The organism is Agromyces cerinus subsp. cerinus (assembly GCF_900142065.1).
In the GTDB taxonomy this organism is placed as follows: domain Bacteria; phylum Actinomycetota; class Actinomycetes; order Actinomycetales; family Microbacteriaceae; genus Agromyces; species Agromyces cerinus.
In genome coordinates this window covers 19,278-32,497 of record NZ_FSRJ01000006.1, presented here as the reverse complement: position 1 = coordinate 32,497, position 13,220 = coordinate 19,278, and the positions used below count along the sequence as shown (strand labels likewise).

The following is a 13,220-nucleotide window of genomic DNA, read 5'->3' as shown; positions in this document are numbered from 1 at the left end:
GGATGCCGCGGCATCCGGCTGCCCGTCGCTGTGAGAGGTTGAGTGCATGCAGTTCGCGACCCTCGAAGCCGGCGATTCCAACTTCACGCTGCGGCGTGCGCAGCGCGGTGACCTCGCGGCGCTCGTCGCGCTGATCGCCGCGGACTCGCTCCGCGCCGTCGAGGAGACCCCTACGGCCGAAGGGCTCGAACCGTACGAGCGCGCCTTCACGGCGATCGACGCCGATGCCGCCCAGACGCTGACCGTGCTCGAGACTGTCGATGGCCGGGTGGTCGGCACGATGCAGCTCACGTTGATCCCGGGGCTCGCCCGACGCGGCGCGACGCGCATGCAGATCGAGGCCGTGCGCGTCTCGGAGGAACTGCGGGGCCTCGGACTCGGCTCGGCGATGATCGCGTGGGCGATCGGCCACGCGCGCGACCAGGGGGCGGCACTCGTGCAGCTGACGTCGGACGCGCGTCGCGCCGATGCCCACCGCTTCTACGAGCGGCTCGGCTTCGCGGCATCCCACGTGGGGTTCAAGCTCTTCCTCTGACCGGCGGCTCGATCGACTGCGGCGACCGAATGGCACGACGTGCCTATTGTGCATGACGTGCACATCGGCGAGGATGGCTCCACTGTCCGCCGATGCAACGGAGCGCGCCGAAGATGACCGAGAACATGACGATCGACCTGCTCGTGGTCGGATCTGGAACCGGGCTCGCCGCCGCCCTCTCCGCGCATGAGCAGGGCGCCGCGGTGCTCGTGATCGAGAAGACCGACTTCGTCGGCGGCTCGACGGCACGCTCCGGCGGGGCGTTCTGGATTCCCGCGAACCCGGTGCTCGACGAGTTCGGCGCGAACGATTCGCCCGAGAAGGCCCGCACCTACCTGAGCGCGGTGGTCGACGGAACGAGTCCCGAGCCGCGCTGGGAGAGCTTCCTCGAGCACGGGCCCGACACGGTGCGCATGCTCGAGCGCATGACGCGCATGCGGTTCACCTGGGCCGAGGGGTACTCCGACTACCACCCCGAGCTGCCCGGCGGCTCGCCTGCCGGTCGCAGCTGCGAGTGCCGCCCGTTCGATGTCGCCCGGCTCGGCAAGGAACGCGCGCGACTGCGGCCGGCGGTGATGGAGGCGCCGTTGCCGATGCCCGTGACGGGCGCCGACTACAAATGGCTGAACCTCATGTCGAAGTCGCCGGTGCGCGGCTTCGGCGTTGCGATCAAGCGCGCGATCCAGGGCGTCGGCGGCAAGCTCATCGGTCGCGAGTACGCGGCCGGAGGCCGTGCGCTCGCCGCGGGCCTCTTCGACGGCGTCGTGCGAGCCGGCATCCCGGTGTGGACGGGGGCGGGTCTCGAGCGACTCGTGACCGATGCCGACGGCGCCGTGATCGGTGCGGTCGTCACTCGCGACGGCCGGGAGATCACGATCACCGCGCGGCGCGGCGTGGTGCTCGCCGCCGGCGGGTTCGACCACGACCTCGCGCTGCGACGCAGCGTGCAGTCGGCCTCCCTCGAGGACTGGAGCCTCGGCGCCGACGGCAACACCGGCGACGCGATCCGCGCCGCGCAGGAGCTCGGCGCCGGCGTCGCCCTGATGGACCAGGCGTGGTGGTTCCCCGCGATCTCGCCGCTGCCCGGCGAGCGGCCGATCGTGATGCTCGCCGAGCGTTCGCTGCCCGGCTCCTTCATCGTCGACTCCTCGGGCTCGCGATTCCTCAACGAGGCGGAGGACTACATGTCGTTCGGCCACGATGTGCTCGAGCGGGAGCGCGAGGGCCGGCCGGTCGGCGCCATGTGGCTCGTCTTCGACCAGGAGTACCGCAACAGCTACCTGCTCGGCGGGCAGGTGTTCCCGCGCATGGCACTGCCGAAGGCCTGGTACGAGCACGGCATCGCCGTGCGCGGCTCGTCATGGGCCGAACTGGCCGAGCAGATGGGGGTGCCGGCCGCCGCGCTGGGGGAGACCGCCCACCGGTTCAACGAGCTCGCCGCGGCGGGAGCCGACGACGACTTCGGCCGGGGCGACAGCGCCTACGACCGCTACTACGGCGACCCGACGATCGCGCCGAACCCGAACCTCCGCCCGCTGAACCCCGCGGGGCTGTACGCCGTCCGCGTCGTGCTCTCCGATCTCGGCACCTGCGGCGGCATCACCGCCGACGCGGAGGGCCGCGCGCTCGCCGAAGACGGCACGCCGATCCGCGGCCTCTACGTGATCGGCAACTCCGCGGCCAACGTGTTCGGCGAGAGCTACCCCGGCGCCGGCGCGACGATCGGCCAGGGGCTCGTCTACGGGCACATCGTCGCGAGTCACGCAATGGCAGCCCGGGAGGTCGACGCGGAGCGCTGAACTCCGTCGCACGGGGGATTCGCGAGCGGGTCGCCGTCGGTAGCGTCGATGAGGTGAGCGATGAACGTGCCGACCTGATCGTCTCGACGACACCCGAGCCCGCGGTGTCCACGGCGGGCGCTGTGCCCGAAGCGGTGTCCTTCGAGGCGTCCGTGCCGTGGGCGGCGGTCGCCGTCTTCGCGATCGTCTCGTGCGGGCTCGCATGGCTCATCGCCTCGCCGCTCTGGGTGCGCGGCCTCGGCATGGCCGACCCGCTGCTGCCCGTGATCGCCGCGGCCATGATGCTGACCCCGGCGATCGCCACGATCGCCGCGCTCCTCGTGGAGCGGCGCCGGCGCGGACGGCGCGGTGCACGCGGCATCCTGCGCGATCTCGGCATGTGGCCGCTCCGGCCGGTCGGTCGAACGGTCGGCATGTCGGCGGCCGCGATCGTCGTGCTGCCGCTGCTGATCGCGGCGGGGCTCGTCGTCGTGGGCCTGCTCGGCCTCGCTCGCTTCGACCTCGTCGGCTTCTCGGGCTTCGCCGAGCAGCTCGAGACCCTGCTGCCTCCCGGCACGCCGGCCCCGCCGATCGTGCTGCTCGTCACCATGCAGCTCGTGATGATCCCGGTCGGGGCGATCATCAACGCGCCGTTCGCTTTCGGCGAGGAGATCGGATGGCGCGGCTGGCTGCTGCCCGCGCTGCGGCCGCTCGGCACCTGGCCGGCGCTCCTCGTCTCCGGAGCGTTCTGGGGATTCTGGCACTCGCCGCTGATCCTGCTCGGCTACAACTTCGGGCTCACCGACATCACCGGGGTACTGCTCATGATCCTCGCCTGCATGGTGCTCGGCGTGCTGCTCGGCTGGACCCGGCTCCGCACCGGATCGGTGTGGCCGGCGGTGTTCGGGCACGGCGCCTTCAATGCGGCGGCAGGCCTCGGCGCGCTGGTCGTGGCGGCGGACTCCACGGTGCCGCCGGCGTGGGTCGCAGGCCCGCTCGGCCTCGTCACGTGCGCGATCTTCGCGGTGACCATCGCGGTGCTCGTCGCGGCCGGGCAGTTCCGCCGCGACCGCCTCGACGCCCGCCTGGGCTGACGGGACTCGATCCGCCCTCGACCGCCTCCCGCTGGGTTGCGGCGACCTTCCGCGCCCGACGTCGTGCGGCGGCGGGACGCTTCAGATTAATCTCCTATCGATTGGTTGTCACCGATTATCGATTAGTGTAACGTCGCGAACGTTCCCGCCATCGCGACGCCGTGTCCGATGGATCGACGACGATCGAGCGCCGCTCCTCGCGGCCGCCAAACAAGGACCGGAGCACTCGCAATGAAGCGATTTCTGTCAACAGTCGTGCTGGTGTGCCTGCTCGCGATGGGCGTGCAGACCGCGGCGCATGCGGCACCGACCGCCGAGGAGCCGGGCGCCACCGTGTTCATCGCTCCCGACGGCGACGATGCGAACGATGGCACCGAGGCTCATCCGCTCGCCACCCTCGAGGGTGCGCGCGACGCGATCCGCGAACTGAAGGAGCAGGAGGGTCTGCCGTCCGGCGGGGTGAGCGTGCTCCTCCGCGAGGGCACCTATGCCCGCACCGCCTCGTTCGAACTGGGGGAGCAGGACTCCGGCTCCGCCGAGGCGCCGATCACCTACCGCTCGTACCCGGGCGAGACGGCGCGACTCAGCGGTGGCCTCGAACTCGACCGCGATGGCTTCGCACCCGTGACCGACGACGCCGTACTCGGCCGCATCGTCGATGAATCAGCGCGCGGCAAGGTGCTGCAGTTCGACCTCGAGGCGCAGGGCATCACCGACTTCGGCGAGCTGAGCCGCCACGGATATTGGAAGGCCAACGACGTCAGCACCGTGCCGCCGATGGAGCTCTACGTCGCCGGCGAGGGCATGACCCTTGCGCGGTGGCCCAACGCTGGAACAGTGCGCATGGACGAGATCCTCGACGTCGGCCCCACCGAGAAGGATCCCGATCTGCAGGAACGCGGCGGCACGTTCAGCTACACCTACGACCGGCCGCAGTACTGGGGCGCTGCCGACGATGTCTGGCTCGACGGCATCTTCGGGTACAGCTGGGAGTGGTCGTACAACAAGATCGAGTCGATCGACACCGAGGCGAAGACGATCACCCTGCGATACGGCGAGATGTCGGGCCTCATGAAGACCTGGTTCGAGGACTTCCACTTCGCGCAGAACCTCCTCGAAGAGCTCGACGCACCCGGCGAGTACTACATCGACCGCGCGACCGGCGTGCTCTACTTCATGCCGAACGCCGCCTTCGCGACGACCGACGCCGACGTGACGGCGACGATGCTGAAGGAGCCGATGATCCGCACGACGGATGCCTCGCACATCACGTTCGACGAGCTGGTGATGGAGTACGGCCGGGCCAACGCCGCCGTGATCCTCGGCGGCAGCAACGTGACCGTCGCGAACTCCGACGTCCAGAACTTCGCCGACGGCGGCGTGCTCATCAACTCGCCCGGGCGCTACACCTACGACGGCATCCCCGTGAACCGCGGCGGCGTCGACCATGCAGTGCTCGACTCGCACCTGCGCCACATCGGCGGCGTGCCCGTCGTGCTGCAGGGCGGCGACAAGACGACTCTCGCACCCGGTCGCAACCGCGTCGAGAACTCCCACATCCACGACTTCGCGTACTACCACAAGGCCTACAACCCGGGTGTGATGTTCGACGGCGTCGGCAACGTGGCGCGGGGCAATGAGATCCACGATGCACCGCACCCGGGCATCATCGTGCACGGCAACGACCATCTCATCGAGGGCAACGAGATCTACGACATCTGCAAGACGTTCCAGGACCTCGGTGCCATCTACATGAACGCCGGCGCGACGCCGCAGCAACGCGGCACGGTGATCCGCGGCAACTACTTCCACGACACGGGCGTCGGCAGGCTCGGTGTCGAGGGCATCTACCCCGACAACCTCACGATGGGGCTGACGATCGAAGACAACATCTTCGTGCGCATGGGCAACGCCGCCATCAAGAGCGGTTCGGGCGACCACATCACCGCGCGCAACAACATCTTCGTCGACGCGCACGTGCCGTACGACAACTACGAGATGTGGATGGGCGACGAGCCCGGCAACAAGGTCGACACGGCGTACATGCCCGGTTGGCTGGATCTGTTCGAGGCGAACAACGGCTTCGTCGACACCCCCTACGGCGAGAAGTACCCCGAGCTGCTGACCTTCTTCGAAGAGAACCACTACTTCCCGGCGAACAACGTCTTCGAGCAGAACCTCAGCTGGAACCCCACGATCGCACGGTCGTCGCAGGTGAACGAGCACGGTGCCCGTGACGTGAAAAACCTCATGAACTACGCCGACAACTGGGTGACGACCGAGGACCCCGGCTTCGTGGACTGGGCGGCCGGCGACTTCCGACTGACCGAGGACGCCGCCGTGTTCGACCACATCCCCGGCTTCACGGCGATCCCGTTCGAGGAGATCGGCACGCAGGGCAAGGTCGGCCACCCCGTCTCACCCGATTCGATCGCCCTCGAGGCGCTGCACCTGCCGGGCGAGCAGTTCACGATCGACCTCGGCAAGACCGCGTCGTTCGTCGCAGCAGCAGTGCCGTGGAACGCGACGAACCGCGAGGTGAGCTACGCGAGCAGCGACCCGGCGGTCGCCACCATCGACGCGGCCGGCCTGATCACCGCCCTCGCGCCGGGGGAGACCACGGTCACGGTCGTCTCGGCCGAGAACCCGGCGATCACCGACGAAGCGCTCGTCGTCGTCGCCGACGGCGACGGCGTCATGCACTTCACCGACTTCGAGTCGGGCGGCAACGGCTGGCTCACCGACCCGAACCGCAGCATCGTCGAGGATGCCTCGGGCGACCGCGTCTACCGCATCGTGAACGGTGCGAACTCGCAACTGTCGCGTGAGTTCTCGGACTACGTGCTGGAGTACGAGGTGACGACCCCGGCGGTCGTGCCCGAGGGCGCCGTCATGCTCGTGTACGACCGCACCGGTGCGAACCCCGGCGGCTACGTGCGGTACCGGCACTCGGAGGCCGGCTCGAACTGGACCATCTACAACGCGCACTGGGGCACCGTGAAGGAGATCACGTTGCCCGCCGGCGCCGGCCTCGCACCCGGCACGAGCTACGACGTGCGCATGGCGGTGCAGAGCACCTCGATCCAGGTCTTCGTCGATGGCGAGCTCATGATCGAGGGAGCCAACCCCAACCCGAGCGCATCGGGCAAGGTCGGGTTCTACGTCGAGAAGTTCGCGAGCCTCGACTTCGACGACGTGAAGTTCTCGATCGTCGCCGTGCCGGTCACCGACATCGCCCTCGACTCGAACGAACTCACGCTCGAGCCCGGTGAGAGCCGGCAGCTCGGCGTCACGGTGACCCCGTCGGATGCCACGAACGCGCAACTCGACTGGAGCTCCGACGCGGCCGACGTCGCCACCGTCGACGAGTCCGGCAAGATCCGCGCGGTCGCATCCGGCACTGCAACGATCACGGCGACGTCTCGAGCGCACCCCGGCATCACGGCGACAGTCGCGGTCGAGGTGCAGGAGACGGTGCATCCGGTCATCGACCTCGGCGACCAGCTCGCGGATGCCGCTCACTGGCCCGCGAGCGAGGCCGTCGACTTCGACGAGGGCAGCATCCGCATCTCGGGCGAGGGCGTCTACGGCTACGACGGCGAGACCTTCGGCGACGGACTCCTGCGGTTCCAGGCGACGTTCGGCGAGTTCGAGGGCGGTTGGTACGGATTCTCGGCGCGTTCCGACCGGCCGGGCGACCCCGCCTGGGTGAACGGCAACAAGGGCTATCTCGTCGTCATCAAGGAGGACCAGATCGAGTTCCAGAGTTGGACGCCCGCGCAGACGATGATGGACGTCATTCCGAACACGGCGATCGAGCCGAACACCGAGCACGAGATCGAGTTCGGCGCCGTCGCCGTCGAGGGCGGCACGCGCCTGGTGCTGCGAGTCGACGGAGTCACGGTGTGGAGTGGCCTCGACACCCGAGCCGAGAACCCGATCGCCGACGCGGGATACCTCAACGTCTACCACTACGGTGAGGCCAACGTCCTGGCACTGCGACCCGTCGGGGGCGACGACGGCTCGACCGAGGCGCCGGGCCGCGCGACGCTGTCGAACACCAGCGGGTGGGCCTACGGCCTGCACGACGGCAACTACGAGGTCGTGATGAACCTGTGGTCCGGTACCCCCGGCACTTCGTTCCGGCTCTACGAGAACGGCAGGCTCGTGAGCATCGCGAAGCCCACGGCGACGAGAGACGTGGGTCAGACGACACGGGCGGGATTCGCGGGCAAGCCGAACGGAACGTATGTCTACACCGGGGTGCTCACCAACGCGACGGGCGAAACCGAGACGTCGTCGACGACCGTCACCGTCGTGCATGCTGCGCCCGGTGCGCCGGTGGTGAGCCACGACAACTGGGACGTCGACGGGGTATTCACGGCGACGGCCGACCTGTGGTGGGGCACGAATGCGACGGCGTACCGCCTCGAGCTCGACGGAGTCGTCGTCGCCTCGGGCGAGCTCTCGGCGAAGACTCCCGCCGCCCAGCGGGCGAAGGCGTCCCTCTCCAACGTCACGCCCGGCGACCACGTCCTCGTCGCCGTATTCACGAATCCGAACGGCGAGACCGTGTCGGCGCCCGTGAAGGTGAGGGTGGCCGGGTGAGCGCCTCTGTCGCAGAGACCGCGGGCGAGTTCGTTCGGGAGTTGCCGGAGTGGTTCGCCAGGGCGAAGCTCGGCGTCTTCATCCACTGGGGCGCCTACTCCGTGCCGGCGTGGGCGGAATCGGTCGTCGAGAACGGCACCGTGTCCGATGAAGCCTACTTTCCGCACAACCCCTACGCCGAGTGGTACTGGAACACGATGAGCATCGAGGGCAGCCCCGCCGCCGAGTGGCACCGGAAGGAGCACGGCGGGGCGCCCTACGACGACTTTCTCGACGCATGGCGTGCCGAGGAGTTCGATCCGGAGGAATGGGCCGCGCTGTTCGCGCGTGCCGGTGCCGACTACGTGATCCCGACGGCAAAGCACCATGACGGGATCACCCTGTGGAACGCACCGGGCACGGGAGGGCGCAACACCGTCGCGCGGGGCCCCCAGCGCGACCTCGTCGGCGATCTCGCCGGTGCGGTCCGGCATGCGGGCATGCGCTTCGGCGTCTACTACTCCGGCGGCATCGACTGGCACGTGCTGCCGCCGCGGCCGATCCTGACGCACCCCGAGCTGTACGCGTCGCGCCCGATGGACGCGGCCTACCACCGCTACGCGACCGCACACGTCCGGGACCTGATCCGGCGGTTCCGTCCCGATGTCCTCTGGAACGACATCGACTGGCCCGATGCCGGGAAGACGCCGGGGCCCGACGGGGTCGACGGGCTGTTCCGGCACTATTACGAGCAGGTTCCCGACGGCGTCGTGAACGATCGCTGGGGCGTGCGGCATGCCGATTTCCTCACGAGTGAGTACGAATCGCTCCGGGACCGCGAGACGGCCGGCAAGCCGTGGGAGCACACGCGCGGGCTCGGCCTGTCCTTCGGGCATAACCGGGCGGAGGATCCGGCGAGCATGCTCTCGGCCGGCGGGTTGGCGCGGCACTGGGTAGATGTCGTGGCCAGAGGCGGCCGGTTGCTCATCAACGTCGGCCCGACCGCCTCTGGCCGGATCCCCGATGAGCAGCGGGAGGCGCTCGAGGGGTTCGGTGCGTGGCGTGCGGCGCTCGGCGATGCGCCTGCCGAGGTCATCGCGTGGGCGGATCCCGCCGATGCGTTCGGACCGGGCGGCGGTCCGTGGCTGCGCTTCTGGAACACAGCCGAGGCCGTCATCGTGTTCGTCGGCGATCCCGGCGCTCACGACATCCGGCTACCGAACGGCGCTACCCTGTCGGTCGTGATCGACACCGTTGCCGAATGCCCCGTCATCCTCTCCGTTCCGAAGGAGGCGACCCGATGAGCCGATACGTCTTCATCGGCGATTCCATCACCGACTGCGGCCGCGTTCGCGACGACCCGTCGTCGCTCGGCGACGGCTACGTGAGCCTGCTCGCAGCCGAGCTGCTCGCGCGGTCCGGGTCGAGCGCGGTCGTGAATCTCGGCATCTCCGGCGATCGCGCGGTCGACCTCGAGCGGCGATGGGGCGCGGAGGTCACTCCCTCGAGACCCGACGTGCTCACGGTCTTCGTCGGCGTGAACGACATGTGGCGGCGGTTCGACGCCGACGACCCGACGAGCGCCGAGGCCTTTGAGCGCAGCTACCGAACCATCCTCGCCGACGCGGTCTCAGCGTCGAATCCACGCCTCTTGCTGATGGATCCGTTCTTCGTGCCGGTGCGCGGCGATCAGCGGGCGTGGCTCGACGACCTCGGGCCCAAGCGCGAGGTCGTCGCGCGGCTCGGCAGCGAGTTCGGTGCCGATGTCGTGCCGTTGCACGAGCTCATGACGGACGCGGCGTCCGCCGCGGCGTCGGGGGAGATCGTGCCCGACGGCGTGCATCCCACGATGGCCGGGCACCGACTGATCGCCGACGCGTGGCTCTCCGCTCTCGATAGTCGATTGTCGAGTACGCTGGCACTGTGACGGATGCGCTGAGCACGATCAAGGGACTCGACAGAGGCCTCCTGTCCGACCAGATCTACGACCTCATCAAGACGATGATCAAGGACGCGGCCCTCGCCCCGGGGGAGCAACTCGTCGAGTCGCAGCTTGCGCGCAAGCTCCAGGTCAGCCAGGCTCCCGTGCGCGACGCGCTCAAGCGGCTGGCGCACGAGGGCCTCGTCACCCATGTGCGGCACCAGGGCAATTTCGTCGCCGAGTACACCGATGAAGACGCCGAGCAGGCCAAGGTCGCCCGCACCGCCCTCGAGGGGCTGGCCGGGCGTCTCGCCTGCGGGCGGCTCGACGCCGAGGCATCCGCTCGCCTGTCGGCGACGATCGAGGCGATGCACCGCGCGGCCGACGATCGCAATCTGACCGAGTTCCGCGAGCTCGACTTCGCCTTCCACCGATCGGTGATCGAGGCGAGCGGCAACACCTACCTCCCGCGCATGTGGGACATCGTGGAGCCGAGCCTACGGTCGATGCACGTGCTGGGGGACCCGCAGTTCGCCGGCGATTGGCACATCGTCGCCGACTGGCACCGGAGCCTCCTCGACGCGCTCGAGGGCGACGACCCCGAGCACGCGGCCGAGCTCTTCAGTGCGCACGCCGCCGGGTTGCTGCTGGGCGAAGACGGCGAGGGCATCGCCGCAGTTGCCGCCCCCTGACCGGCACACGGCACGCAGGCAGGCGATCGTTCAGAGCGCGTACGCGCGCGACGCCGTTCCGCTCCAGAAGGCATCGGCGGCCCCGGAGTCGAGCGGCGGCAGCGCCGATGCCGTTCGCGCGACGATCTCCCGATAGGGCGCCACCCTCGCCGACATCGGCCAGTCGCTGCCGAACATGAGTCGCTCGGCGCCGAGCGCGTCGAGCGCGGTCGATGCGATCATTCGCGTTCGCGCCAGGTCGGGAGCCGCGTCGCCGCGGTGGATGCCCGAGACCTTGGCCAGGACCGAGTCGTGGGGGGTGAGCGACCGGAGCGCCTCCCGCCATGCGCCATCGGGCTCGCCGCCGCCGAGCCCGAGATGGCAGACCACGATCACGAGCCCCGGATGCCGCGCGGCGAGCGATCGCACCGAGCCGAGCTGCTCCGGGCGGATCAGGAGCTCGAGCACCCGGTCGGACGCCGCGAGACCCTCGGCGAGGCGGTCGAGCCCCGTCACATCGGAGAAGTCCGCGGCGCCCTGCGGCGTCGCCACACGGATCCCCGCGACGTGCGGCGCCGGTGCGGCGGGACCGGCGTCGATCACGGGCTGCACCGCACCGGCCCATGGCTCGCCCGGTTCGTACTGGAGCACGACGGCCGGCACCGCTCCGCTCGCGGCCGCGTGCTGCACGAGCCACTCCGCCTCGCCTACCGTGTCGCCCGCCTGCACCGCGATCGCCGCTCGGAGCTCGACGTCGTCGGCGACGAGCTCCGCCGCACCGTGCTCGAAGCGTGTGGCTGTGGCCTGTGCTTCGAGTCCGAGAGCGGCGTGGAACCATGACAGGTGCACACGCTCGACGTCCCAGAGGTGCACGTGCGCGTCGACCATGCGCATCGCGGTCATTCGACCGTGTCTACCGTGTCGATGGCGTCGATCGCGGACCACAGCTCATCAGGGATGACGGCGGCGGCGCCGGCGACGAGATCATGCACCTCCGCCGACGTTCGAGCGCCGACGACGACGGCCTCGACCGCGTGCCGACGAAGCGGGAAGCGGGCGGCCACGTGGGGGAGCGCGACCCCGAACGAGTCGCAGACGGCCTCGATCGCCGTCGCCCGTGCGATGAGCTCGGGCGACGCCGCGTGATAGTCGAAGTACGGGGCGGCCATGGGATTCGCGAGGATGCCCGAGTTGTAGACGCCGGCCGCGATGATGTCGACGCCCTGCTCGCGGGCGGCGGGCAGCAATTCCTGCTCGGCGGTGCGATCGAGCAACGTCAGCCTGCCGGCGACCATGACGACGTCGGGGGAGGCCTCGAGCACGAAGCGGGTGAGCGGTGCATTGCGCACCATGCCCACTCCGATCGAGCGCACCACGCCGGCCGCTCGCAGCTCTTCGAGAGCCGGCCAGGCACCGCGGAGCGCCTCGTCGACGTCGACCGGATCGTGCAGGTAGAGCAGGTCGATGCGATCGGTGCCGAGTCTGGCGAGACTGCCCTCAAGGCTCCTGAGCACTCCGTCGCGGCTCAGGTCGCCGATGGTGTCCGCCCCGGTGCCGCCCGAGCCGACGGCGACGCCGTCGGCATCGACGATCTGCCGGCCGACCTTCGTCGCGATGACGAGCCGGTCGCGATCGACACCCGCGATCGCCCGCCCGAGGCGCAGCTCGCTGACGCCGGCACCGTAGTGCGGTGCGGTGTCGAAGAAGCGGATGCCTCGATCGAGCGCTGCATCGACCGTGGCGTCGGCGTCGGCCTCGTGCACTGGCGTGTAGAGGTTGCCGATCGGCGCGCAGCCGAGCCCGACGGACGTGAGCGAGCCCGCCTGGGGCGTCAGAGGCCGGCGACTCGGGTGGAACGCCACGCCTCGTACTCCTCTCGCGTGTCGGGGGTCAGGGGGTAGTAGTCGCTGAGCCGCGCACCCTGGTCGAGGCGTTCGCGGCTGAAGACCTCCCACTCCTCGTGGTCCTGCGCGGCGGTGATGACGTCGTCGGCCATGCCCTGCGGCACGACGACCGGGCCGTCGTCGTCGGCCACCACGATGTCGCCGGGCAGGCAGAGCGCGCCGCCCACGGCGACGGGCACATCGTAGGCCCACGGGAACAGCTCCGACTGCGAGGCGTAGTGCGGGGTGGTGCCCGTCGACCACACGGGGATGCCGAGGTCGCGGATGCGGTCGGCGTCGCGGATGCGCCCGTCGACGACGATGCCGGCACCCCCCTTGCGCTTGAAGTACCGGGCGAGGATATCGCCGATGCATCCCGAGAACCGGCTGCCATAGGCCTGGATCACGAGCACGTCGCCCGGCTGCACGGTCTCGAGCACGGCCCAGAGCGCGGTGTGGCGTTCGACGTACTCCTGGCCGAGGCCGGAGGCAAGGTCTTCGCGCTGCGGCATGAACTGCAGCGTGAGCGCCGACCCGACGACGCGCTGGCCCGGCGTCAATGGTCGCGGACCCTCGACGAAGGAGTGGGTGATGCCGAGCCCGTGGAGTTTGGCGCACGCGGTCGCCGACGAGACGCGCTGCAGCCGCTCGAGCTCCTCGGCGCCCGGTCGGGTGAACTCACCGCCACGCACGGGCAGGCTGATCGACGGCTGGGACAACTGGGTGACGGGATTCGACATGGTGGTTCCTC

Annotated in this window: 10 protein-coding genes; 7 read left to right on the top strand and 3 right to left on the bottom strand. The window is 69.7% G+C overall.

Going from position 1 to position 13,220, the window contains the following annotated elements; all coding sequences use genetic code 11:
• Positions 1-46 precede the first annotated feature (46 nt).
• From BUR99_RS18820 to BUR99_RS18790, 7 genes are all read left to right on the top strand, one after another.
• Positions 47-535, top strand: a complete 489-nt coding sequence (locus BUR99_RS18820; RefSeq protein ID WP_074261946.1) for a GNAT family N-acetyltransferase — start codon at positions 47-49, stop codon at positions 533-535.
• A gap of 92 nt (positions 536-627) precedes the next feature.
• Complete coding sequence (locus BUR99_RS18815) at positions 628-2,334, top strand: 3-ketosteroid-delta-1-dehydrogenase (protein WP_200802775.1); 1,707 nt, start codon at positions 628-630, stop codon at positions 2,332-2,334.
• Positions 2,335-2,387: 53 nt separating this feature from the next.
• Positions 2,388-3,407 carry a CPBP family intramembrane glutamic endopeptidase gene (locus BUR99_RS18810; protein WP_234980921.1) on the top strand — a complete coding sequence of 340 codons (1,020 nt, stop codon included), beginning with the start codon at positions 2,388-2,390 and terminating at the stop codon, positions 3,405-3,407.
• A 231-nt stretch (positions 3,408-3,638) separates the two neighbouring features.
• Positions 3,639-8,015 (top strand): Ig-like domain-containing protein, encoded by a 4,377-nt coding sequence (locus tag BUR99_RS18805; protein ID WP_084184158.1) that lies wholly within the window; start codon positions 3,639-3,641, stop codon positions 8,013-8,015.
• The gene (locus BUR99_RS18800; protein ID WP_074261943.1) at positions 8,012-9,298 is read left to right on the top strand and encodes an alpha-L-fucosidase; all 1,287 of its coding nucleotides are present in this window, start codon (positions 8,012-8,014) and stop codon (positions 9,296-9,298) included. The genes BUR99_RS18805 and BUR99_RS18800 overlap by 4 nt, the downstream gene beginning before the upstream one ends.
• Positions 9,295-9,921, top strand: coding sequence for an SGNH/GDSL hydrolase family protein (locus BUR99_RS18795; protein ID WP_084184157.1), 627 nt, complete (start codon positions 9,295-9,297; stop codon positions 9,919-9,921). Before BUR99_RS18800 ends, BUR99_RS18795 begins: the two co-directional genes overlap by 4 nt.
• Positions 9,918-10,607, top strand: coding sequence for a GntR family transcriptional regulator (locus BUR99_RS18790; protein ID WP_074261941.1), 690 nt, complete (start codon positions 9,918-9,920; stop codon positions 10,605-10,607). The genes BUR99_RS18795 and BUR99_RS18790 overlap by 4 nt, the downstream gene beginning before the upstream one ends.
• Before the next feature lie 30 nt (positions 10,608-10,637).
• On the opposite strand, the gene BUR99_RS18785 is transcribed toward BUR99_RS18790, so the two are convergent.
• The 3 genes from BUR99_RS18785 to BUR99_RS18775 are packed head-to-tail and all read right to left on the bottom strand — an operon-like array spanning position 10,638 to position 13,209.
• On the bottom strand, positions 10,638-11,489 hold the full coding sequence (locus BUR99_RS18785; RefSeq protein ID WP_074261940.1) for an amidohydrolase family protein: 852 nt from the start codon (positions 11,487-11,489) through the stop codon (positions 10,638-10,640).
• Positions 11,486-12,448, bottom strand: coding sequence for an aldo/keto reductase (locus BUR99_RS18780; protein ID WP_074261939.1), 963 nt, complete (start codon positions 12,446-12,448; stop codon positions 11,486-11,488). The genes BUR99_RS18785 and BUR99_RS18780 overlap by 4 nt, the downstream gene beginning before the upstream one ends.
• Positions 12,418-13,209, bottom strand: a complete 792-nt coding sequence (locus tag BUR99_RS18775; RefSeq protein WP_074261938.1) for an RraA family protein — start codon at positions 13,207-13,209, stop codon at positions 12,418-12,420. Before BUR99_RS18775 ends, BUR99_RS18780 begins: the two co-directional genes overlap by 31 nt.
• Positions 13,210-13,220 lie beyond the last annotated feature (11 nt).